This window comes from Methylophaga sp. UBA5088 (assembly GCF_002414625.1).
In the GTDB taxonomy this organism is placed as follows: Bacteria; Pseudomonadota; Gammaproteobacteria; order Nitrosococcales; family Methylophagaceae; genus Methylophaga; species Methylophaga marina.
In genome coordinates this window covers 1-21,947 of the sequence record NZ_DIAC01000085.1, presented here as the reverse complement: position 1 = coordinate 21,947, position 21,947 = coordinate 1, and the positions used below count along the sequence as shown (strand labels likewise).

Genomic DNA, 21,947 nt, shown 5'->3' with positions numbered 1-21,947 from the left:
ACGCATCAGCAAACTGCAGAGGCTGTCGGTAAATCACGTGCAACCGTGACGAACTTATTACGTTTACGAAACCTTAATGAGGATGTAAAACGCATGCTCGAGAATGGTGACATTGAAATGGGTCATGCAAGAGCCTTATTAGGGTTAGAAGGTGATGTTCAATCTGATGCGGCCAGACAAATTGTAGAAAAAGTACTTTCTGTCAGAGAAACTGAGCAACTCATAAGACGGATACTCAAACCCAGTAACGACAAGAAAGCTGAGCCGGCAGTCAACCCAGCAGATATTCAGGAAATAGAACAACGCATCAGCAGCAAACTAGGTAAAGGTATCAGCATTAAGCATCGCGCCAATGGCAAGGGCAAACTGGTATACGATTATGCCAATATTGATGAGCTTAAAAACCTGATCGAACAACTGGGTGCTTAAATCCTTCTTTAGATGTTTTTGTTGCACAGAAAAAGTGAAAATGCGGACAAAATGGTGCGAAATTTCTGAATATCCCTGGTTAATGATCATCACCAACCATCGCCTGAAAAACACGTATACAATCAGAGTGACACATCGGTAAATTGATAGGTTTTGCCTAGTTTGATTATAAGTGTAAGTATGTACTCACTATAATTTTGTCAGGCTTAATGAAACTTGACTCGATAGTATCTTGTTGATCCAGCCTTATTTGTTGGACTGCCTATTGCATATCATCCAATTCTTGATAAGAATTTGGAATCCATGCGATGCGTATATTGAAGAAAATGTTTGCAAGCTCTTCTCCAGTGCAGCCGTTGCCAGACGAGACTGACGCGATAGAGGAAGAAATTGATGCAGCAAGTTTTTCTGATGAAGAAAAACGCTTTTATCGTGCTCTTCAATTAGTCAGCTCTCAAACTTCTCAGTTATCACGCCAAATTTTCCGTGCACTTGAAGTGCAGGAGAATTTTCTCTCTGAGATCAACCAACGCACAACTAAGCTGGATGCTGAGTTGAATATGGCCAATGACTATTTGAACAGTTCAAACTCAACAGTCGGAGCCTTGCAATCTCAAATCAATATAGAAGTTGATCAAGTGAATACTTCCGTTAGTGAAGCTATGGAGCAAATCACTCAAACGCTGTCGGAAAAATCGATGAGCGTGACGGAAGTATTGGATGGCATATTGGAAATAGGAAAGGGCGTGAATTTACTCGCTCTGAATGCAGCCATCGAAGCTGCACGAGCTGGTGAACATGGAAGAGGATTTGCTGTTGTCGCTGATGAAGTCAGGCGACTAGCCACTGTGACGATGGAGCAAGCCCAGCAGGCGGCTGAACAACTTGATTTCAGCCAGGTCAATAATGAACTTCAAAACATCAATCAAACGAATAAACAACGTTTAGATAATTTTGTGGATGTTATCCAGGCGGCAACAGGCCAGCTTACTCAACTATTTCAATCCATTAGTGAACAACTGACGTTAGTAATGAATAACACGGCAGTGATATTCGAAACCTTGGACTTAAGCTCCGGTTCAATGAAGCGAATCCAGAGTAAAAATCGTATTATCAATGACGTTGCCGAAGAAATGACAACAGGGCTGGATCATATAGATATTCAGTATGCAACGATTGATAAAGCGGTGACGGCTTTTGATAACACGTTAAAAAAACTATATATGGTGCCTGACCCAGCTCATGATCAGTTAGATGATATATTGCGTCGAGGTAAGTTACGAGTTGCCGTTGAGCCAAATTTCGTAGGTCTTTCTTTCCGTGAAAGGTTAGGTGAACCACTTAAAGGTCTGGATGTAGATTATGCACACGCATTCGCCCAGTTTCTTGGAGTGGAGTGTGAGTTTATTGAAGCACCTTGGGATATGTGTACGGAGCTATTGACCTCAGGCAGGAACTTCGGTGAACCACCTGCTGATATTGTTATCAGTGCGTTGCCGCCCTCTGCAGAATATGACAATGTCGCTTATTCGGAAGCCTATACCTACCTACACTGGGTGTTAGCGAGACGTAAAGACGATAAACGTATCAATAGTCTTAGTGACCTTGATGGAAAGGTCATGGGAATTATAAATGACCCCGCAGCAGTAGAGTTACTGGAAGAGAACGGCGTACGATGGAGCAGTAATGAAAACAAGCCTGGAGGGAGTTGTGTTCTTGAGAATTTGATTGCCTATTCAGATCAATCTCGTATTCATCACTGTCTGGCTGATGGTGTGGTAGACGCTTTTGGTGTTGATTTGCCAATTTATCATTGGGCTAGCAAAAACCCATCAAGTCCATGGTATAACAAGATCGAGATTCTACCTGGCAATATCGCGAAGCAACCTTATTATTACACGATGGCAGTGAATGCATGGGCATCAAGTTATCGTTTACTTGCTAAAGCGAATGAGTTCATTAACTGGTTCAAACAACAAAATGAACGTATGGCGATCGAAAAAAAGTGGCAGGGTGAGCCCGTACAGGGAAAAGTCAGTTATCGTGACGAACCGGGTGAGCTGATGGGGGAACCTGAGTTGAAACAGCTCTACATGGCACATTGTGAGAAATTTAAATTAACCCCAAAAAGTTTGAACTTGCAGGCCAATACGCGGCAAGAAGTTGCCTGATGCGATAGCACCAGAACAAATATAAGCTTAGCTATAGCGCGTTTACAGTCAGATGTGAGAGTATGAGCAAGTAAGTTAAAGGGGATTGTGTCGATTATTTGCGTGATACTAGGAGAACGATTAAGTGGATATTTGTCGTTGACCCAACTAAGTATACGTCTATATAATGCCCTGATTTGCTTAACGCAAAGACCAAATCCAAGTGGAAAAAATGGAGCAATTAACTAGATTGCAGCCACTCAAACGCGTTGTGTGGTGGCAAGTTGCAATGTGGGGGTTGATTGTAATTTTCGCCTCTTGGTCAAGTGGTTTTGAGAGCGCAATTGCGGCCGGTTTTGGCAGCGTCATTGCAATCATCAATACTCTCTTGATGATATGGCATATTCTGCGAGCAGTGGAGACTGCAAGAGCAGATGCCAATAGAAATTTAAGTAGAGCATACAGATGTGTAGCTGAACGCTGGCTGAATACGATTGTAATGTTTGCCACTGGCATCGTTTTGCTGGAGATGAATATTGTCGCGTTGATGCTTGGTTTTACAGCCACACAGATGATGTTGTTTATGGGACAGACTAACCGGGCTTGAAACCGACATGGCTAGTGAAACAATTACTACATCAGAATATATCAAGCATCACCTTCAGAATCTGACTTTTGGTCAGAAACAAATACAAACTGAGCCTGGGGTTTGGGCTCCAAGCGGCGACTGGGGCTTTGCAACCTCAGCTGAAGAAGCCGCCAAAATGGGATTTTGGGCTATCAACGTCGATACGATGTTTATGTCTCTCCTACTTGGCGCTCTAATGATGTGGTTTTTCCGCAGCGCAGCTAAAAAAGCGTCAGCTGGTATCCCTACCGGCATGCAAAACTTTGCTGAAATGATCATCGACTTCATCGATGACACTGTGAGAGGTTCTTTCTCCGGTGGTAAAAATAATCTTGTTGCACCTCTTGCTCTGACCATCTTTGTCTGGATTTTCCTGATGAACTTAATGGACTTGATACCGGTTGATATCATTCCAATGGCGGTAGCGCAAAGCGCAGCAGCAATGTTCGGTGCAGATCCGCATCATGTGTTCTTCAAAATCGTACCTTCAACTGATCCAAATGCCACACTTGGTATGGCGTTATTAGTCTTTGCCTTAATGCTTTTCTATAGCTTTAAGATTAAGGGTACAGGTGGTTTCCTCGGTGAATTAGCATTCCAACCTTTCGGTAAATGGGCATTGCCAATTAACTTGATTCTGGAAACTGTCACATTACTGTCGAAACCATTCTCATTGGGCTTACGACTCTTCGGCAATATGTACGCCGGTGAGATGGTATTCATCCTGATCGCGACTATGTATAGCGCTGGTCTTGTGATGGGATCTTTTGCTGGTCTGTTACAGATTGGCTGGGCGATTTTCCATATTCTGATTATCACGTTACAGGCATTTATCTTTATGGTGCTGACAACGGTATATCTGGATATGGCACATCAAGAACATCATTGATGTTTATTGGGTTTTTAACTTTTTGTTTTTAGTCTTTACTTTTTTGTAGGAGAAAAAAATGGATATGGGTTTAGTTTATATTGCTGGTGCTTTGATGATCGGCTTGGGCGCACTGGGTGCGGCGATTGGTGTTGGTTTATTAGGTGGTCGTTTCTTAGAAGCTGCTGCTCGTCAACCTGAATTAGTTCCTATGTTACGTACACAATTCTTCTTGGTTGCTGGTCTGGTTGACGCGGTACCAATGATTGCAGTTGGTTTGGCTATGTACGTTCTGTTCGCAGTGGCTGGTTAAGATTTATAAATCCCCATTAGCGATTAATTAGAGGTACAGGCATGAATATCAATGCAACCATCATAGGCCAGATGATCGCCTTTGCGATCTTCATCGCCTTCTGCATGAAGTATGTATGGCCACCTATCATGCAAGCGCTTGAAGAGCGTAAAAAGAAAATTGCTGACGGTCTGGCAGCTGCAGAGCGTGGTAGAAATGAGCAGGAATTGGCTGAGAAACGTGCACAACAAGTGATCCACGAAGCAAAAGAGCAAGCGAATGAAATCGTTGCTCAAGCAACAAAACGTGGTAATCAAATTGTGGACGAATCAAAAGACAATGCCCGTGTTGAAGGCGAGCGAATCCTGTCAGCTGCGAAAGCAGAAATTGAGCAGGAAGCAAACCGTGCTCGTGACGAGTTGAAGTCACAAGTTGGCAGTATTGCGCTGGCTGGTGCCGGTAAAATTGTCGGCCGTGAAATTGATGAAAAGGCACACACCGATTTGCTTGACGAATTGGTTAGCCAAATCTAGAGGAATGTTAGGATGGCAGAAGCAATAACCATCGCTCGTCCTTATGCCAACGCGGTATTTTCTATCGCGCAGGAAAAAGGCGAGTTGAAGGCGTGGTCTGACCTGCTTGCGGTTTTAGCACAGTGTGTTTTAGAACCAGAAATGCAATCCATTATCACTAGCCCTGCAGTAAGTGACGAGCAGGCTGTTGATTTGTTGGCAGAGATTGCTGGCGATGCAATGACAGCCGATGCACGCAACTTTCTGTTGTTGTTGGCAGAAAATAACCGTCTGTTACTTTTGACAGACATTACCGTTCTCTTTGAAGCATTACGCGAAGAAGCTGAAAAATTAATGACCGCTGATGTAATCTCAGCACGTCCACTAACGGAAGAGCAATCAGCTAAAATTTCTGCTGCTCTGAAAGCCCGTTTAGGCCGTGACATTACATTAAACACGACCATTGATGAGAGCTTACTTGGCGGTGCAATTATCCGAGCAGGCGATATGGTAATTGACGGTTCTGCCGTGGGTAAACTGAACAGACTGGCCAACGCTATTACATAAGCGGCCCGTTTATAGAGGAAACAGAGATGCAACTGAATTCAGCAGAAATCAGTGACCTGATCAAAAAGCGTATCGAAAGCTTTGAAGGGGCCACTGAAGCGCGTACAGAAGGTACCGTAGTCGGTGTTACCGACGGTATCGTTCGTATTCATGGCTTAGCAGATGTGATGTCAGGGGAAATGCTTGAATTCCCAGGAAACACGTTTGGTATGGCCCTTAACCTTGAGCGTGACTCAGTAGGTGCCGTTATTTTGGGTGCTTACCAACACATTTCAGAAGGCGACAAAGTTAAATGTACTGGTCGTATTCTTGAAGTCCCAACAGGCGAAGCCCTATTAGGACGTGTTGTTGATTCACTCGGTAAACCAATTGATGGTAAAGGCGACATCAACGCAGAAAGCTCTTCTCCAATTGAGAAAGTAGCGCCTGGTGTTATCGCTCGTCAATCGGTTGATCAACCTATCCAAACTGGTTTGAAATCAGTTGACTCTATGATCCCAGTCGGTCGTGGCCAGCGTGAGCTGATCATCGGTGACCGTCAAACGGGTAAAACAGCGATTGCTATAGACACCATCATCAACCAAAAAGGTACAGGCGTTAAATGTATCTATGTGGCTGTTGGTCAAAAAGCGTCTTCTATTGCTAACGTTGTTCGTAAATTAGAAGAGCATGGTGCATTAGATCACACCATCATCGTTGCGGCTTCTGCATCAGATTCTGCTGCACTGCAATTTATTGCTCCTTATGCAGGTTGCTCGATGGGTGAGTACTTCCGTGATAAGGGTGAAGATGCACTGATCATCTATGATGACTTAACTAAACAAGCATGGGCCTACCGTCAGGTATCTCTGTTGTTACGTCGTCCACCTGGTCGTGAAGCATACCCTGGTGACGTTTTCTACCTTCACTCACGTCTGTTAGAACGTGCTGCACGTGTTAACGCAGACTACGTTGAAAAAGAAACTAACGGTGCTGTAACTGGTAAAACAGGTTCATTAACCGCATTACCAATCATCGAAACACAAGCGGGTGACGTTTCTGCATTCGTTCCGACTAACGTAATTTCGATCACTGACGGTCAGATCTTCCTAGAAACTGACTTATTCAACTCAGGTATCCGTCCTGCGATTAACGCGGGTCTATCGGTATCTCGTGTTGGTGGTGCGGCTCAGACTAAAATCATCAAGAAACTGGGCGGTGGTATTCGTCTAGACTTAGCTCAGTATCGTGAATTGGCAGCGTTCGCTCAGTTTGCTTCTGACCTTGATGAAGCGACACGTGCACAGATTAACCGTGGTCAACGTGTTACTGAACTGATGAAACAGAAACAATATCAACCTCTGTCAGTGGCTGAAATGGCGGTATCGCTGTTCGCAGCTAACGAAGGTTTCCTGGATGATGTTGAAGTCAATAAAGTGGGCGACTTTGAAGCCGCTTTATTAGCGAATATGCATTCAAACCAAGCTGACTTGATGGCAACTATTAACGAAACCGGTAACTTTAATGACGACATTGCAGCGCAAATGAAAACTGCAATTGAGAGCTTTAAAAAAACTGGTAGCTGGTAATCGGAGCATAAGTCATGGCTAGCGGTAAAGAGATACGGACTCAAATTGGCAGCATCAAAAATACGCAGAAAATTACTTCTGCTATGGAGATGGTTGCAGCGAGTAAAATGCGTAAGGCTCAAGATCGCATGGCAGCGACACGTCCTTATTCAGACAAGATTTACAACGTTATTCAGCATTTAGCTTTTGCACATCCAGAGTACAAACATCCGTACTTACAAGATCGTGAAGAAAGCAAACGTGTTGGCTACATTGTGGTCTCGTCTGATCGCGGACTTTGTGGCGGTCTGAATAACAACCTGTTTAAATCCGTTTTGAAAGATATCAAAACAAAATTGGATGCAGGTTTGGAAGTAGATGTCTGTGCTATCGGCCAGAAAGCGTCTACTTTCTTTAAACGACTGCCCGTCAACCTTGTCAGTCAGAAAGTGCAATTAGGTGATGCGCCACAAGCGCATGAACTGATTGGTACTGTTAAGGTTATGCTGGATGCTTACAACGAAGGTCAGATTGACAGCCTATATTTTGTTTATAACGAGTTCGTGAACACCATGACTCAAGACAACAAAATTGTACGGTTGTTACCGGCCAAGCCTGAGAAGCCGAGCGAAGAGCTTTCCCATCACTGGGATTACATTTACGAACCTGATGCAAAAGATGTACTTGACGACCTGCTCGTTCGTTACATCGAATCATTAGTTTACCAAGGTGTTGTCGAGAATATTGCCTGCGAGCAAGCATCTCGAATGATCGCAATGAAAAATGCGAGCGACAATGCAGGTGATCTTATTGATGACTTGCAATTGGTTTACAACAAAGCTCGACAAGCTGCGATTACGCAAGAGATCTCCGAGATTGTTGCAGGTGCCGCTGCGGTATAACTGATATAGAAGATATTAAGAGGAAGCGAGATGAGCTCTGGAAAGATTGTTCAAATTATCGGCGCGGTCGTCGACGTGGAATTCCCACGTGACAGCCTGCCTAAAGTATATGACGCCCTCATGGTTGATGAAGCTGGCTTAACGCTGGAAGTTCAACAACAATTAGGTGACGGTGTTGTTCGCGCGATTGCCATGGGTACAACTGATGGTCTGAAGCGTGACTTAGCAGTTTCTAACACAGGTAAAGCGATTAGCGTACCGGTTGGTAAACAAACATTAGGTCGTATCATGGACGTCTTAGGTAACCCTATTGACGAAAAAGGCGACATCGGTGAAGAAGCACGTTGGGGTATCCATCGTTCTGCACCGACTTTTGACGAATTAGCAGCAAGTAATGAATTACTTGAAACAGGTATCAAAGTTATCGACCTGGTTTGCCCATTCGCGAAAGGTGGTAAAGTTGGTCTGTTCGGTGGTGCTGGTGTAGGTAAAACCGTTAACATGATGGAACTGATTCGTAACATCGCGATCGAGCATAGCGGTTACTCAGTATTCGCCGGTGTTGGTGAACGTACTCGTGAAGGTAACGACTTCTATCATGAAATGACAGATTCAAACGTTATCGACAAAGTATCACTGGTATATGGTCAGATGAATGAGCCACCTGGTAACCGTCTACGTGTTGCGTTGACTGGTCTGACCATGGCGGAATACTTCCGTGACGAAGGTCGTGACGTACTGTTCTTCGTTGATAACATCTACCGTTACACACTGGCCGGTACTGAAGTATCAGCTCTGTTAGGTCGTATGCCTTCTGCGGTAGGTTACCAACCGACACTGGCTGAAGAAATGGGTGTTCTGCAAGAACGTATCACGTCAACTAAGACAGGTTCTATCACCTCTATCCAAGCGGTATACGTACCTGCGGATGACTTGACTGACCCATCACCAGCTACCACTTTCGCTCACTTAGACGCGACAGTTGTATTATCACGTTCAATTGCTGAATTAGGTATCTACCCAGCGATTGACCCGTTAGATTCAACTTCACGTCAGCTTGATCCATTAGTGGTTGGTAACGAGCACTATGAAGTGGCACGTGGCGTTCAAGGTACATTGCAACGTTATAAAGAACTGAAAGACATTATCGCGATCTTGGGTATGGACGAACTGTCAGAAGAAGACAAACTGACTGTATCTCGTGCTCGTAAGATTCAGCGTTTCTTGTCACAACCGTTCTTCGTAGCAGAAGTCTTTACTGGTGCACCTGGTAAATACGTCTCTCTGAAAGACACGATTGCTGGCTTCCAAGGCATTCTGAATGGCGACTACGATTCACTACCAGAACAAGCGTTCTACATGGTAGGTAGCATCGAAGAAGCTGTCGAGAAAGCTAAGAAGTACTAATCCCCTGGGAGGTAAACATGGCTATGACTATCCATGTTGATATCGTAAGCGCAGAGAATCAGATCTTTTCAGGTCTGGCACAAGCTGTCTTTGCATCAGCTGTGTTGGGTGAAGTGGGTATCTACCCACGTCACACTCCTATGCTGACTCGCCTTAAACCAGGTGAAGTTCGTGTCTTGAAAGAGAACGGCGAAGAAGAGCAGTACTACGTTTCTGGCGGCATGCTGGAAGTTCAACCACACGTTGTTACTGTGTTGGCTGACTCGGCATTACGTGCGGCTGACGTTGATGAAGCGGCTGCATTACAAGCGAAAGCGGATGCAGAAAAAGCAATCAACGATGGCTCAGCGAAACGTGACTTTGCAGAAGCTCAGAAAGAACTGGCTGAAGCAATGGCGCAACTGCGTGCAATCGAGCGACTAAGATCGAACAGTAAAGGACGCTAGTCTTTCACTGCAAAAAATAAAAAAGGCTGTCCTCGTGACGGCCTTTTTTTTATCTATTGTCTGCTAAACTTAACCCATTATTACCAATACGGAATACCCTATGAGCCTGAGCATTATCATCCTCGCTGCCGGTAAAGGCACACGCATGAAATCAGCAAAACCCAAAGTCATGCACACATTGGCCAACAAACCTTTACTGCAACACGTGATTGATACCGCTAAACAACTCAATCCCAGTCAACTAGCCGTTGTGTGTGGCAGTGGTGCAGATGAGGTCATGCCTTATCTTGAACAGCAAGGTATCGATACGGCCATGCAGTTAGAGCAAAAAGGGACAGGCCATGCTGTTGAACAGGCTAAAGCTTTTTATCAGGATAGTGACCAAGTATTAGTGCTATACGGTGATGTACCGCTAATTGAAAACGCAACCCTTGAGGCACTGATTCATGAAGGTGATGCCAGCACACTCAAAGTACTGACCACGGTATTGGATGACCCAACAGGCTATGGACGCATCGTGCGTGATGTCACTGGTCGTATGCTGATGATCACGGAAGAAAAAGACGCTAACGAAGAAACCCGTGAGATCAACGAAGTGAATACCGGCATTATGTGTATTCCAGCTAAATGGTTAAACACAGCCTTATCACAACTTGATAATAATAATGCCCAAGGCGAATATTACCTGACGGATCTGATTGCTAAAGCCGTTGAAGAAGGTATAGATATTGATTCGATTACTTGTGAGGATGAACAGGAAGTTGCAGGCGTCAATAACCGTGTCCAAATCGCTGAGCTGGAAAGTTATTACCAGCAGAAAAAAGCGACTGAATTAATGATGGCAGGCGTCACCATGCGTGATCCGGCTCGTGTCGATATTCGTGGTGAACTGACGGTAGGACAAGACATTACGGTTGATGTGAATGTGATTTTTGAAGGTAATAATACATTGGCAAATGATGTCACGATCGGCGCCAACTGCATCATCATCAATAGCGTGATTCATGAAGGTGCTGAAATCTTACCTAATAGCATTATAGAAAATGCCGAAGTGGGCGCTAACTGTTCCGTTGGGCCTTATGCACGTTTACGTCCGGGTAGCCGTTTAGCGGCTAAAGCCAAAGTCGGTAACTTCGTTGAAGTCAAAAATGCCAATATCGGATTAGGTTCTAAAATCAATCATTTAAGTTATATTGGTGATACCGATATGGGCGCCGATGTGAATATTGGTGCCGGTACGATTACCTGTAATTATGATGGAGCCAATAAACATCGTACTGTGATTGGTGATCGGGTGTTTGTTGGATCGGATACGCAGTTGGTTGCTCCGGTGAATATTGAGGATGGGGCGACGATTGGGGCTGGGTCTACGATTCGCAAAACCGCGCCGGCTGGTGAGTTAACGTTGACGGTGTCTAAGCAGAAGACGGTTAGTGGGTGGCAGAGGCCGGTGAAGAAAAAGTAAATGGCTTGAAGGGATTTTATGGCTGCTGAAAATGAGATTATTTCTTACTTTGAAATGTGTCGACGGGAAGGCTCTTCACTGCAAAGAGGAATGAACTTTAGGATTCATGGTGGTCACTCTGTATTTCTTATGTCTGTCCAGACTAACGCTCCTTATCAAGATGCGGTTTTGGATGATGGTGCCGTTTTGATTTACGAAGGCCATGACCATTCACGTACACCAGAAGTGCCAATGCCAAAACTAGTCGATCAACCAGAGTTTCTGCCAAGTGGTAATTTGACCGAGAATGGCAAATTTCACAGAGCTGCACAAGCTTTCAAGGCTGGCACTAAAGCGCCTGATTTAATTCGTGTCTATGAAAAATTGCGAAAAGGAATCTGGGGATATAATGGATTATTTCATCTCACAGATTCATGGAGAGAAGATGATGGTAATCGTGAGGTCTTTAAGTTTCGTCTCGAAGCTATAGAAGAACTCCAGGACAGTTCTGCTCCGGTAGACACAGAGTTTAAAGACTCCAAACATCGCAGAATCATTCCCACCCACGTTAAGCTAGAAGTATGGAAGCGAGATGGTGGTAAATGCACCATGTGTGGCTCAACTGATGAATTGCATTTTGATCACATTCTTCCATACTCCAAAGGTGGTACCTCACTGAAGGCTGAAAATATTCAGCTATTGTGTGCAAGGCACAACATACAGAAGAGCGATAAGATCGAATAAGTCCAATATGGAATTATATTCTTACCTCATACGCTGCCGCTGAGGCGTTCATTTATTTTGCATGCCCAAAATAAACGAACCAAACAAAAGGGCACCCGATATTGCCTATCTCTAAAGATTCACTGTATTTTATGGCGTGGACACCAACTCGCTACGCTCAAACACGTGCCCACTTAATCCATAAAATACAGCGAATTTTTAGCGGCAATAGACGGGACGAAAAGCGATCCCTATTTCCACGTTTGTGCTGACGAGGAATGACATTTATTCAGGTCTGAGGGCGGCTAGTGTTTTATTCGTGGCATCCATGCCACTCCCCCTATGGGCGCCTCCGGCGTCCAAATTTGTTCCAGACAAATTTGTGAGCGCAGCGAGTTTTAGCCGACCACCTGAATCAATGTTATGACGAGTGGAGCCGCAGGCCAGCACGGTGGGGTGCCCTAGGGTTGTTAGGGAAATGGGCACGCACTTCCCTGACTCGCCTTCAAGGCGAAATAATGACTTGGGTAGGTTGGGTAGAGGAACGAAACCCAATATATATCAAGACTCAGGATTTGTTGGGTTTCACAGGTTCAACCCAACCTACATTTAAAATTGGCACACATTTCCCTGATTCGTCATCAAGACCAAATAATGGCAATATTAAAAGAGCAATTTCTGTCAGGCTTCATTTCTTAAATACAACGATACTGTCTCTCGAATTGAGGGGATGGGTAAATCATGAGCAAGTATGAAAATAGAATGATGAAGGTGTGTGAGTATATTCAGTCACACCTTTATGATGATTTATCCGTCGATTCGCTGAGCCAGATTGCACATTTTTCGAGGTATCACTTTCACCGTCAGTTTGCTGACTTTGTCGGCATTAATGTCGCTAGATACATTCAGATTTCTCGGTTGAAACGTGCAGCTTATCAGTTAGTGTTTGAGCCTAAGTTACGTGTGATTGATATTGCCTTACAAGCAGGTTTTGAAAGTCCAGAGTCATTTTCGCGTGCATTCAAAAATTACTGTCAGCAGAGTCCTTCTCAATTCAAACAAATGCCCAAGTGGGAAATTTGGAATGAACTGATTAAATTAACAAGAATTGAGAGGTCAATGATAATGAATGTAGAAATTGTGGAGTTTGTGGAAACAAAAGTAGCAGTATTAGAACACCGTGGTTCACCGAATGTGCTGAATGATTCCATTAGTAAATTTATTGATTGGCGTAAGCAAAGTGGTTTATCACCGGTAAAGACGAGTGATACGTATGGTGTGCCATATAACGATCCCAATGTTGTCAGTGCTGATGAGTTTGAGTTTGACCTTTGTGGTTCTGTCCTGGCTGATATTCCAGAAAATGAACAAGGTCTAATAACAAAAATAATTCCGGCTGGGCGATGTGCCAAAGTAAGACATTTTGGCTCACGGGATGATATTGATACACCGATTTATTATCTTTACGGTCAGTGGTTACCGGAAACAGATGAAGAGCTACGTGATTTCCCTGTTTTCTTTCACTATATCAATATGTTTCCAGAAGTGGATGAGCATGAATTGATTACCGATATTTATTTACCGTTGAAATAAAGGCACTTTTTTATGCACGGAGAGGTGCTTTTTAGTCCCCCGTCTGTGCTGACGAGTAGCGCAGGTTTGTCTGGATAACGGCTGGTTAGTGTTTGAGCGTTAGCGAGTTTTAACCAGACGCCAGACAAATTGAGCAACGCAGTGGAGCCGTAGGCCAGCGCGGTGGGGTGCCCTAGGGTTGTTAGGGAAATGGGCACGCATTTCCCTGACTCGCCATTAAGGCGAAATTAATGACATTATCTAAGATAAGCCTTCGAGTATTGATGATGATTTACTTTCTTTCATACGCTACCGCTGGGCGTTCATTTATTTTGCATGCCCAAAATAAACGAACCAAACAAAAGGGCACCCGAAATTGCCTTTGATCCAAAAATTAAGCTTGTTTGATGGCAATAGACGGGAAGAGTGGGAGCTTTTCAAATCCCCCGTTTGTGCTGACGAGTAGCGCAGCTTTGTATGGATAACGGCTGGTTAGTGTTTGATTCGTGGCATTCATGCCACTCACCCTTTGGGCGCCTCCGGCGTCCAAATTTGTTCCAGACAAATTTGTGAGCGTAGCGAGTTTTAGCCGACTGCCTGAATCAATGTTATGACGAGTGGAGCCGCAGGCCAGCACTGTGGGGTGCCTTAGGGTTGTTAGGGAAATGGGCACGCATTCCCCTGACTCGCCATTAAGGCGAAATAATGACTCGGGTAGGTTGGGGAGAGGCACTAAACTCAAGGTACAAGATTGAGGTTATGTTTGTTGGGGTTAACAAGCTCAACCCAACCTACTTTTTTAAGCAACTTTATTTATTGCTTGGCGTATAAATCGGGCTTGGGAAGTGTGTAACTTTGCCATCAAATTCGGTGATCTTGGCTAAGCCTTTTTTAGTCACCGAATCAATTCTCAGCACCGCATGCATCGGAATGTAGGTGCGTGTCACATCAGCAAATTCGTCTTTCAGTTTTTCGTGGCTGGGGTCTAGTACTACTGAGGTGTGAGTATCCCAGACAAAATCACCAATTTCGATAAAACCAAATAAGCCGCCCTGGCTGAGTTCGCGGGCGTACAGTTCGTAACGTTGGCCAGCTTGGATGAATTCGATGCGGTATAAGAGTTCTTGTTTGCTCATGGTTTCTTCGTTTAGCTTTTTGGCCGCTATTTAATGGTGTTAGTGGAAACTGCTTGTTGCAGTTGGTTGAGGATTAAATGGGGGGGGAGGTGTCGTTTTCAAGCATTTGCTTGGGGCTAGGGGTGAAATCCTATAGATGATTTACTTTTTCACATCAGGCACTGCCGCTGGGGCGTTCATTTTTTGCTTGGCCAAAAAACGAACCAAAAAAGGCCAGCCCAAGCTTGCCCTGCGGGTTCCCTGTGCTTCTCAATCAATTTGGAACACAATGAAAACTCGCTACGCTCAGACACTCATTGTGTTTTATCCAAATTAATTTGCGATGCTCGGCAGCGCAAAAGGCGGTTAAATTCTTTCTGCAAAAGGTTATTTTCAAATCCCCCGTTTGTGCTGACGAGTAGCGGAGGTTTATCTGGATCATGATTGGTCAGTGTCTGACCGAAGGGAGTTTTGACTAATCACCAGATAAAGCGAGCAACGCAGTGGAGCCGCAGGCCAGCACGGTGGGGTGCCCTAGGGTTGTTAGGGAAATGGGCAAACATTTCCCTAACTCACCATCAAGGCGAAATTGACGAGCTTGGAGAGCGTATCCAGCCTAACGAGAACTACTCCGCTTCGGCCAATGTCATGGCTTGCAGATAATTTTCCAGTCCCATTTTGTCAATCAGGCCAAGCTGTTGTTCTAACCAGTGGGTGTGATCCAGCTCGGTATCTTCCAGCTGTTGTTTGAGCATTTTACGGGTTTCATAGTCTTTTTCGGCTTCGCAAAGAGCAATTCCATCACGCAGGTTTTTGACGACGGCGTATTCCAAGTCGAGGTCATTTTGTAGCATCTCTTTGACGGTGTGACCAACATGAAGTGGTTCGCGGTGTGTCAGGTCGGGCATGCCTTCCAGAAACAAAATGCGTTTGATCATTTGGTCGGCGTGTTCGGTTTCGTCCTGCATTTCGTGAGCGATGCGATTATAGAGGCGAGTCAGTCCCCAGTCTTCATACATACGTGAGTGAATGAAGTATTGATCCATAGCGGTCAGTTCGCCTGCGAGTAATGTATTGAGAAGTTCAATAACTTTTGGGCTGCCTTTCATATGCTGATCCTGTTTTGTATGTGCTAAAAACACGCTGTTTTTGATGTGCGTTTGTTGTCATTGTAATCAAACTAGTCAGACCATGCAGATCTGATTATGACGTTAACGTTGCCTTAACTTTTGTTGGGTTAAATTAGCCGTAAGAATTCCATCACTTCATCAGAGACTCATGAAAAAGATTAAATATGCCTTTCTCACAGCACTGTTATTGCCCACTGCGTTGTGGTTGATGGCCGATAATTTATGGCCAGCTCCGTTTACTTACTTTTCGTTTAGGGCTGTATTTGTTCAATACAGTGGTGTCATCGCCATAGCCGTAATGAGTATCGCGATGTTGTTGGCATTGAGACCAAAGATTGTTGAGCCTTTTTTTCATGGTCTGGACAAGATGTACCGTTTGCATAAATGGCTGGGTATCAGTGCGCTGGTATTTGCGGTATCACATTGGTGGTTTGCAAAAGGCACGAAATGGATGGTGGGCTGGGGTTGGCTAGTTAAACCTGAGCGTGGCCCCAGAGGCGCGCAGCCAGAGTTAGGTTTCTGGGAAGGCTTATTTCGTTCACAGCGTGGCTTAGCTGAGACTATTGGTGAGTGGGCTTTTTATGTTGCTGCTTTGTTGATTGTGCTGGCTTTAATTAAACGTTTTCCTTATCGCTTATTTGCTAAGACGCATAATTTATTAGCGATTACTTATCTGCTATTTGTTTTTCATGCAGTGATATTACTGCGATTCGAATATTGGTCTCAGTCTATAGGTTGGTTGATGGCCGTATTACTCCTAGGTGGGACTATCTCTGCAGTCTTGGTGTTGATGGGGCGAGTGGGTGCTAAGCGTAAAATAAGGGGCCATATTACTGAGCTGGAATATCACTCGGATATGCGAGTGATGGAAGTAACGGTAAAAATGGATAAAGGCTGGCCTGGGCATAATGCCGGACAGTTTGCTTTTGCGATGTCAGATAAAAAAGAAGGTGCTCATCCCTACACTATCGCTTCAGCCTGGAATCCGGACACGCGTTTGATTCGTTTTGTGATTAAAGAGCTGGGTGATCATACGGCACGATTAAAGCAACGTTTGTCAGTGAGTATGCCGGTCATGATGGAAGGACCCTATGGTGAGTTTAACTTTACGGATGATAAGCCAAGACAGATCTGGATTGGTGCGGGAATCGGCGTCACGCCATTTATTGCTCGCATGAAACGTTTAGCGGATGAGAGGGATGGTAAAATCATCGACTTTTTTCATCCCACGTCACAGATTAATGATGTCGTCAGACAAAAGTTATCCGCTGATGTAGAAGCCTCAAACGTCACGCTACACTTAATGGTGGATGATGAAGATGGCCACCTCGATGCAGAACGAATTCGTGCAGCTGTTCCAGACTGGCAAGAGGCCAGTATCTGGTTTTGTGGGCCATCAGCTTTTGGTGAAGCCTTACGCAAGGACTTCATTCAGCATGGATTACACCCTGATCAGTTTCATCAGGAGTTATTTAAACTGCGATAGATGGATTAGTCATCGGCATGAAGCATTCGTTACGATACAATGCCAAGCTCACCCGCCAGTTACACTAGCAAAGAGGAGTTCGCATGCTTCGTCTGTACAAAATCGCAAAAGGTCTAATCAAAGAAATTCCGGTTGAGGGAGAGATTTCTGCCGCGCAATTGCGAGAGGCTGATTGGATTGATGCGCTTGAACCAGATGATGACGAACGGGCGTTACTGGGTACCTTGTTTAGTGATGAAGTGCCTGATGTGGATGATGTCGAAGAAATCGAAGCGTCAGCACGCTGTTTTACGGATCAGGACGGTTTGCATGTGCATTCCTTATTCCTTGGTTATTCAGAAGGTCGACATCATACTGTTTCTGTCGCTTTTATCTTGCAAGAAGATCGCTTGGTGGCGATTCGTGATGGTGAGTTGAGTGACTTCCGTTTGCTGCGTATGCGTGCCCGTCGTGGGCAAATCAGCTGCAAAACACCACGTGAGTTACTCATCACCTTGATGGAACAAAAGGTCGAAAACCATGCGGATAATCTGGAAGATATCCATCGTGAACTGGAACGAGTCAGCCATTTAGTTTTGGAAGATGAAGCGGCTGATTTGGAAGATTGCATCAGCCAGTTGGCCAGGCTGGAAGACAGTAACGGAAAGATTCGTCTGTGTTTGATGGATACGCAGCGTGATATTTCCTTTCTGCTCAGAAATCTACGTGAGGCGACTGAGTCACGTGAAACTTTATATGAGATCCTGCGAGATCTGGAAACGTTGATGTCTCATACCACGTTCCTGTTCGATAAAATTAACTTCCTGATGGATTCGACTCAGGGCTTTATCAATATTCAACAAGCCCAGATCATTAAAACCTTCTCGATTGCCGCCGTCGTGTTTTTACCACCCACATTGGTGGCGAGTATTTATGGTATGAACTTTCATGTCATGCCAGAGCTGGACTGGGAGTTCGGCTACCCTATGGCCATCGGCCTGATGGTCGCTGCTGGCATGGCACCTTACTTTTATTTCAAACGTAAAGGCTGGTTATAACGCCAAATGATTATCTCGGGGGACATGAGCTGATGATGAGTAAGCTAAGAAAATGATGACATGGGATGTTTACAATAAAAATTGTCCGACACGTTTAGTGCTGGATCGCATTGCTGATAAATGGACCGTTCTTACTGTTGGTGCCTTGGCAAAAGAGACAAAACGTTTTAGTCAGTTACAACGCGAGCTTGATGGTATCTCACAGAAAATGTTGACACAGACATTACGCGGACTGGAGCGAGACGGCGTGATTCAGCGTCAGGTGTATCCAACAGTGCCCCCCAAAGTTGAATATTCTTTGACACCACTTGGGCGTACCCTCATCACCTTATTAGAGAATATAACGCATTGGTCTGAAAACAATATTGAGAGAGTGATTGAGGCCCAGCAAGCCCATGATGAGCAATCGTCTGGGAAATAAACTGAAAGTGTATTGTCAGCTTAACGAAGCTAATCCAAGTTAAAGGAAAAAAATGTATACAGATGATGATTTACAGCAGGCGGTAGAAAAAGGCATCTTCACTGCTTCAGCTGTAGAGCAATTTCGTATAGACAGGTTGCAAAGACACAATACGCATTTTGCTGACGAAGAAGACTTCAAACTGGTCTCAAGTTTTAATGATATCTTTGTGTTGATGGCTTGTGCTTTATTACTGCTATCGACAGGATGGGTACTACAGGCTGCAAGTCCTGCATTAGCAGCGCTTGTAGTTGCTGGACTTTCATGGGGACTGGCCGAGTTTTTTGTGTTAAAAAGAAAAATGGCTTTGCCCGGCATCTTCTTACTGGTGAGTTTTGTCGGCAGTATATTTGCTGCTGTGATGCTCACCATCGGTTGGCCATCTGAAAATGGCTTTATGCTGGCAGGTTCAGTAGCTGCTGTTGCGGCATGGTGTCATTGGAAGCGCTTTAAAGTGCCGATCACTGTGGCTGCTGGCACAGCCTCAGCCGTGGTTTTTATCGTGTCACTACTGGTCTCACTATTCCCTTCATTAAAAAGTTATTTAAGTTGGCTAATGTTTGGTGGCGGTCTGGTGGTGTTTATTGTCGCGATGCGTTGGGACGCCGCCGATCTAAAACGTGTAACAGGCAAGTCTGACGTGGCCTTCTGGTTACATTTAACTGCAGCGCCTTTGATTGTGCATCCGATCTTTTCCACGCTGGGTATTTTTGATGGTCAACACAGTAGTGCAAGCTTAGCTTTGATTATGGGCTTATATCTGCTGCTGACCTTGGTCTCATTAGTCATTGATCGTCGTGCCTTTATGGTCTCTGCCTTGGTCTATGTGCTGGTGGCCCTAACCAAGTTATTAGATACCTATGGACTGGCGGGTGACAGCTTTGCGTATGTCGGCGTATTTATTGGGTTTTCCTTACTGCTGCTGTCCGGTTTTTGGCACAAAGCACGTTATCAGCTTGTGAGACATTTACCGGCAAGCTGGCAGGCGAAAGTTCCGGTTATCCAATGAATAATCAGGCTGGAAAATGAAGAAGTTTCTGTTATTTGTAGCAGTGTTTGTGCTGGTGCAGCAGTGGCATACCGTGAAAGACTTCTTTTATCCACCGAAAGATTATGCTTATTTACCTGCCACCTACGTCACGATGTATTCCACGCAATGGTGTGGCTACTGTGCAAAAATGCGGGCATTTATGGAGCGAAGAAATATCGCTTATGATGATCTGGATATTGAAAAGTCAGCTCAGGCAAAACGTAATTTTGATGCTCTAGGCGGTGGTGGCGTACCTTTATTAGTCGTCAATAAACACGTGGTGCGTGGCTACAATCCGAATCTTGTACTACACCATCTGGATGCTATCGAGGTGGCGTCGAGTCCTGTTCAGCACTAATGTCTTGGCATTGAGATTGCTACGTCATCATTGAACTTCAGGATGAGGACATAAGATGACGATTTCCAGCCAATCAGCACGTGACCTAACGGCAAATATTACCGCCTTGTCAGACAAATCGGTGGCTTTAATGCACCAACGCAGCATGTCTGATGAAGCTGTGACAACTTTTCAGAATATCTTACAAAAAGTACAAGAAATTCATGATCCCAAAGCCGCATTGAGGAGCTTGTCTGCTGAAGAGCTTGATGTGGTCAGACAAGCTCATAGCTTGGCTGGGTCCATTAACATTTCGGTGTTATCTGACGAAGGCGCAGCTAATCTATTGAATGCTCCAGGCCATACCCACGATTTAAATAATGATGGACTCACCACCATTGGTGAAGGTCATATGTTTACGTTCCCTCCTGAAAATGCTCCCGCTTCGTTTAAAGCGGCTTGGGAAAAAGCATCCGAAGGGCGGTCGGTAATGGACATTCCAACGCATATGATTCTTGCGGTTGGCTTAGCCAATATCGGTCGTGAACCTGGTGATCCTAACTGGGTTAATCCTTATGCAAGTGCAGACTATGAGTATGGTGCGGCGGTTTCAGAGATTATTGAAAGTGTGGAGTATCAATACAACCACAATATGATGTCTTTTGAGCAGTATCAGAAAAATATGAGTTTTTATAACACCTTAACTGAGGCGATGGCTTAGGAATATGAAGGTTGGATGATTTAACAGCGCTTACTCGCCTTTTTTAACGTCGTCATTCCTGAGTTTTGTTTTGACATAAAACGCTAATTTCCGTAAATTATTACAAATAATAATCATTGTTATTTAGTTTACGGGGCATAAAATGAATCAAGCAAATAGTCAGGCTATTCGGCCAGGCTCATCTCTCCTATTGTTAAGCAGTCTGATTTTGGCAAGCTTGCCTGTTCATGCAGATGACAGCGTGGATCTTCCGCGAGTGGAAGTGACATCTAATCAATATAAAGAAAGTAATGGTTATATTGATCTGGAAAAGGAACCACAAGTGGGGAAAATGAGTGTCTCAGCAGAAAACACGCCTTTTTCTATTGCCACCATTTCAGATGACTTTATGGAAGATCTTGGGGCAAATTCCATACAAGATGCATTAGGCTATACCTCTGGTATTTATGTGGGGGGGAGTTTCGATACGCGTATTGATTCAGCAAAAGTTCGTGGCTTAGATCCTTCATCCTATGTTGATGGCTTACGGTATAACTATGGTTACTACAATACGGTGCGAATCCACCCTTATACACTTGAAAATATAGAAGTATTAAAAGGGCCATCAGCAACACTGTATGGCCAAGGTGACTTGGGCGGTATTGTGAATATGAACTCAAAGATGCCTAAAGCTGAGCAGCAAGGCGAAGTTTGGGCTCAATATGGTTCGCATAATCGTAAACAATTGGGTGTTGATGTAACTGGCCCTGTGGATGAGGATGGTCAACTTCTATATCGATTCGTAGGGGTTACCCGCGATAGTGACACACAGGTTGATCATGTGAATGACGATAGCTTTTTGATTATGCCTTCTCTGACCTGGCGGATTAGTGACGATACAAATTTATCGGTGTTATTTACCAGACAGAAAACAGATAGTGTGGTGTCTACTCAGTTTTTACCTTCTGTCGGTACTTTATACGATGGCCCATTAGGTCATATCGATACTGATACCTTTGTTGGTGAGCCGGGGTGGGACCGATACGATACCGAGATGACATCATTCACCACGATGTTTGACCATCGCTTTAATGATAGCTGGAAATTTTCTGCGGTTGCTCGTTATTTAGAATCACAAAGCTGGACGCGCGAACATTGGGTTGAT

Annotated in this window: 24 protein-coding genes; 21 read left to right on the top strand and 3 right to left on the bottom strand. The window is 44.5% G+C overall.

The genetic code is table 11. From position 1 onward, the window contains the following. The 14 genes from B4K20_RS10615 to B4K20_RS10550 all read left to right on the top strand — a co-directional run. Positions 1-429 (top strand): ParB/RepB/Spo0J family partition protein (locus tag B4K20_RS10615; RefSeq protein ID WP_414683376.1); only part of this gene is annotated, 429 nt, incomplete at its 5' end. Positions 430-737: 308 nt separating this feature from the next. Further along, positions 738-2,600, top strand: a complete 1,863-nt coding sequence (locus B4K20_RS10610; RefSeq protein WP_289282863.1) for a methyl-accepting chemotaxis protein — start codon at positions 738-740, stop codon at positions 2,598-2,600. A 211-nt stretch (positions 2,601-2,811) separates the two neighbouring features. Further along, positions 2,812-3,186 carry an ATP synthase subunit I gene (locus tag B4K20_RS10605; protein ID WP_289282862.1) on the top strand — a complete coding sequence of 125 codons (375 nt, stop codon included), beginning with the start codon at positions 2,812-2,814 and terminating at the stop codon, positions 3,184-3,186. A 7-nt stretch (positions 3,187-3,193) separates the two neighbouring features. Beyond that, complete coding sequence (gene atpB, locus B4K20_RS10600) at positions 3,194-4,096, top strand: F0F1 ATP synthase subunit A (protein ID WP_286306025.1); 903 nt, start codon at positions 3,194-3,196, stop codon at positions 4,094-4,096. A 58-nt stretch (positions 4,097-4,154) separates the two neighbouring features. Beyond that, on the top strand, positions 4,155-4,388 hold the full coding sequence (gene atpE / locus B4K20_RS10595) for a F0F1 ATP synthase subunit C (RefSeq protein WP_007144166.1): 234 nt from the start codon (positions 4,155-4,157) through the stop codon (positions 4,386-4,388). 41 nt (positions 4,389-4,429) lie between these two features. Further along, positions 4,430-4,900 carry a F0F1 ATP synthase subunit B gene (locus B4K20_RS10590; RefSeq protein WP_289282861.1) on the top strand — a complete coding sequence of 157 codons (471 nt, stop codon included), beginning with the start codon at positions 4,430-4,432 and terminating at the stop codon, positions 4,898-4,900. 12 nt (positions 4,901-4,912) lie between these two features. Further along, on the top strand, positions 4,913-5,446 hold the full coding sequence (locus B4K20_RS10585) for a F0F1 ATP synthase subunit delta (RefSeq protein WP_289243540.1): 534 nt from the start codon (positions 4,913-4,915) through the stop codon (positions 5,444-5,446). A gap of 26 nt (positions 5,447-5,472) precedes the next feature. Next, a complete protein-coding gene (gene atpA, locus B4K20_RS10580; RefSeq protein ID WP_286306028.1) occupies positions 5,473-7,014 on the top strand; it encodes a F0F1 ATP synthase subunit alpha in 1,542 nt (513 codons plus the stop codon). A gap of 14 nt (positions 7,015-7,028) precedes the next feature. Next, complete coding sequence (gene atpG, locus B4K20_RS10575; RefSeq protein ID WP_286306029.1) at positions 7,029-7,895, top strand: F0F1 ATP synthase subunit gamma; 867 nt, start codon at positions 7,029-7,031, stop codon at positions 7,893-7,895. Positions 7,896-7,925: 30 nt separating this feature from the next. Then, entirely contained in the window at positions 7,926-9,302 is a 1,377-nt protein-coding gene (atpD, locus tag B4K20_RS10570; RefSeq protein WP_286306030.1) for a F0F1 ATP synthase subunit beta, read from the top strand. A gap of 17 nt (positions 9,303-9,319) precedes the next feature. Then, on the top strand, positions 9,320-9,748 hold the full coding sequence (locus B4K20_RS10565; protein WP_286306031.1) for a F0F1 ATP synthase subunit epsilon: 429 nt from the start codon (positions 9,320-9,322) through the stop codon (positions 9,746-9,748). A 100-nt stretch (positions 9,749-9,848) separates the two neighbouring features. Then, positions 9,849-11,213, top strand: coding sequence for a bifunctional UDP-N-acetylglucosamine diphosphorylase/glucosamine-1-phosphate N-acetyltransferase GlmU (glmU, locus tag B4K20_RS10560; RefSeq protein WP_289282860.1), 1,365 nt, complete (start codon positions 9,849-9,851; stop codon positions 11,211-11,213). Positions 11,214-11,231: 18 nt separating this feature from the next. Then, positions 11,232-11,936, top strand: coding sequence for an HNH endonuclease (locus B4K20_RS10555; protein ID WP_289282859.1), 705 nt, complete (start codon positions 11,232-11,234; stop codon positions 11,934-11,936). Positions 11,937-12,656: 720 nt separating this feature from the next. Then, on the top strand, positions 12,657-13,508 hold the full coding sequence (locus B4K20_RS10550) for an AraC family transcriptional regulator (RefSeq protein ID WP_289282858.1): 852 nt from the start codon (positions 12,657-12,659) through the stop codon (positions 13,506-13,508). 373 nt (positions 13,509-13,881) lie between these two features. Here B4K20_RS10550 and B4K20_RS10545 read toward each other — a convergent pair whose 3' ends face one another. The 3 genes from B4K20_RS10545 to bfr all read right to left on the bottom strand — a co-directional run bounded on the left by B4K20_RS10545 (position 13,882) and on the right by bfr (position 15,711). Then, positions 13,882-14,004: a hypothetical protein gene (locus B4K20_RS10545; RefSeq protein ID WP_289282857.1), complete on the bottom strand. Its 123-nt coding sequence runs from the start codon at positions 14,002-14,004 to the stop codon at positions 13,882-13,884. A gap of 292 nt (positions 14,005-14,296) precedes the next feature. Then, positions 14,297-14,623 carry a DUF1820 family protein gene (locus B4K20_RS10540; protein WP_289282856.1) on the bottom strand — a complete coding sequence of 109 codons (327 nt, stop codon included), beginning with the start codon at positions 14,621-14,623 and terminating at the stop codon, positions 14,297-14,299. Positions 14,624-15,228: 605 nt separating this feature from the next. Continuing rightward, positions 15,229-15,711 carry a bacterioferritin gene (bfr, locus tag B4K20_RS10535; protein ID WP_289243531.1) on the bottom strand — a complete coding sequence of 161 codons (483 nt, stop codon included), beginning with the start codon at positions 15,709-15,711 and terminating at the stop codon, positions 15,229-15,231. Positions 15,712-15,880: 169 nt separating this feature from the next. On the opposite strand from bfr, the gene B4K20_RS10530 reads away from it, so the two are divergent. The 7 genes from B4K20_RS10530 to B4K20_RS10500 all read left to right on the top strand — a co-directional run. Then, positions 15,881-17,218 (top strand): ferredoxin reductase family protein, encoded by a 1,338-nt coding sequence (locus tag B4K20_RS10530; RefSeq protein WP_289282855.1) that lies wholly within the window; start codon positions 15,881-15,883, stop codon positions 17,216-17,218. An 83-nt stretch (positions 17,219-17,301) separates the two neighbouring features. Further along, on the top strand, positions 17,302-18,255 hold the full coding sequence (gene corA / locus B4K20_RS10525; protein ID WP_289243529.1) for a magnesium/cobalt transporter CorA: 954 nt from the start codon (positions 17,302-17,304) through the stop codon (positions 18,253-18,255). Positions 18,256-18,307: 52 nt separating this feature from the next. Next, the gene (locus B4K20_RS10520; RefSeq protein WP_289282854.1) at positions 18,308-18,676 is read left to right on the top strand and encodes a winged helix-turn-helix transcriptional regulator; all 369 of its coding nucleotides are present in this window, start codon (positions 18,308-18,310) and stop codon (positions 18,674-18,676) included. A gap of 52 nt (positions 18,677-18,728) precedes the next feature. Beyond that, complete coding sequence (locus B4K20_RS10515) at positions 18,729-19,724, top strand: hypothetical protein (protein WP_289282853.1); 996 nt, start codon at positions 18,729-18,731, stop codon at positions 19,722-19,724. A gap of 16 nt (positions 19,725-19,740) precedes the next feature. Further along, on the top strand, positions 19,741-20,103 hold the full coding sequence (locus B4K20_RS10510) for a glutaredoxin family protein (RefSeq protein WP_286306043.1): 363 nt from the start codon (positions 19,741-19,743) through the stop codon (positions 20,101-20,103). 55 nt (positions 20,104-20,158) lie between these two features. Beyond that, positions 20,159-20,803, top strand: a complete 645-nt coding sequence (locus tag B4K20_RS10505; protein WP_289282852.1) for a hypothetical protein — start codon at positions 20,159-20,161, stop codon at positions 20,801-20,803. A gap of 142 nt (positions 20,804-20,945) precedes the next feature. Further along, the coding region (locus B4K20_RS10500; protein ID WP_289282851.1) for a TonB-dependent siderophore receptor at positions 20,946-21,947 on the top strand (1,002 nt) is incomplete at its 3' end.

Bases quoted from the DNA above. Each gene is read 5' to 3' on its own strand.
- B4K20_RS10610 (WP_289282863.1), top strand. From the start codon at position 738: ATGCGTATATTGAAGAAAATGTTTGCAAGCTCTTCTCCAGTGCAGCCG.
- B4K20_RS10605 (WP_289282862.1), top strand. From the start codon at position 2,812: ATGGAGCAATTAACTAGATTGCAGCCACTCAAACGCGTTGTGTGGTGG.
- atpB (WP_286306025.1), top strand. From the start codon at position 3,194: ATGGCTAGTGAAACAATTACTACATCAGAATATATCAAGCATCACCTT.
- atpE (WP_007144166.1), top strand. From the start codon at position 4,155: ATGGATATGGGTTTAGTTTATATTGCTGGTGCTTTGATGATCGGCTTG.
- B4K20_RS10590 (WP_289282861.1), top strand. From the start codon at position 4,430: ATGAATATCAATGCAACCATCATAGGCCAGATGATCGCCTTTGCGATC.
- B4K20_RS10585 (WP_289243540.1), top strand. From the start codon at position 4,913: ATGGCAGAAGCAATAACCATCGCTCGTCCTTATGCCAACGCGGTATTT.
- atpA (WP_286306028.1), top strand. From the start codon at position 5,473: ATGCAACTGAATTCAGCAGAAATCAGTGACCTGATCAAAAAGCGTATC.
- atpG (WP_286306029.1), top strand. From the start codon at position 7,029: ATGGCTAGCGGTAAAGAGATACGGACTCAAATTGGCAGCATCAAAAAT.
- atpD (WP_286306030.1), top strand. From the start codon at position 7,926: ATGAGCTCTGGAAAGATTGTTCAAATTATCGGCGCGGTCGTCGACGTG.
- B4K20_RS10565 (WP_286306031.1), top strand. From the start codon at position 9,320: ATGGCTATGACTATCCATGTTGATATCGTAAGCGCAGAGAATCAGATC.
- glmU (WP_289282860.1), top strand. From the start codon at position 9,849: ATGAGCCTGAGCATTATCATCCTCGCTGCCGGTAAAGGCACACGCATG.
- B4K20_RS10555 (WP_289282859.1), top strand. From the start codon at position 11,232: ATGGCTGCTGAAAATGAGATTATTTCTTACTTTGAAATGTGTCGACGG.
- B4K20_RS10550 (WP_289282858.1), top strand. From the start codon at position 12,657: ATGAGCAAGTATGAAAATAGAATGATGAAGGTGTGTGAGTATATTCAG.
- B4K20_RS10545 (WP_289282857.1), bottom strand. From the start codon at position 14,004: ATGAATGCCACGAATCAAACACTAACCAGCCGTTATCCATACAAAGCT.
- B4K20_RS10540 (WP_289282856.1), bottom strand. From the start codon at position 14,623: ATGAGCAAACAAGAACTCTTATACCGCATCGAATTCATCCAAGCTGGC.
- bfr (WP_289243531.1), bottom strand. From the start codon at position 15,711: ATGAAAGGCAGCCCAAAAGTTATTGAACTTCTCAATACATTACTCGCA.
- B4K20_RS10530 (WP_289282855.1), top strand. From the start codon at position 15,881: ATGAAAAAGATTAAATATGCCTTTCTCACAGCACTGTTATTGCCCACT.
- corA (WP_289243529.1), top strand. From the start codon at position 17,302: ATGCTTCGTCTGTACAAAATCGCAAAAGGTCTAATCAAAGAAATTCCG.
- B4K20_RS10520 (WP_289282854.1), top strand. From the start codon at position 18,308: ATGATGACATGGGATGTTTACAATAAAAATTGTCCGACACGTTTAGTG.
- B4K20_RS10515 (WP_289282853.1), top strand. From the start codon at position 18,729: ATGTATACAGATGATGATTTACAGCAGGCGGTAGAAAAAGGCATCTTC.
- B4K20_RS10510 (WP_286306043.1), top strand. From the start codon at position 19,741: ATGAAGAAGTTTCTGTTATTTGTAGCAGTGTTTGTGCTGGTGCAGCAG.
- B4K20_RS10505 (WP_289282852.1), top strand. From the start codon at position 20,159: ATGACGATTTCCAGCCAATCAGCACGTGACCTAACGGCAAATATTACC.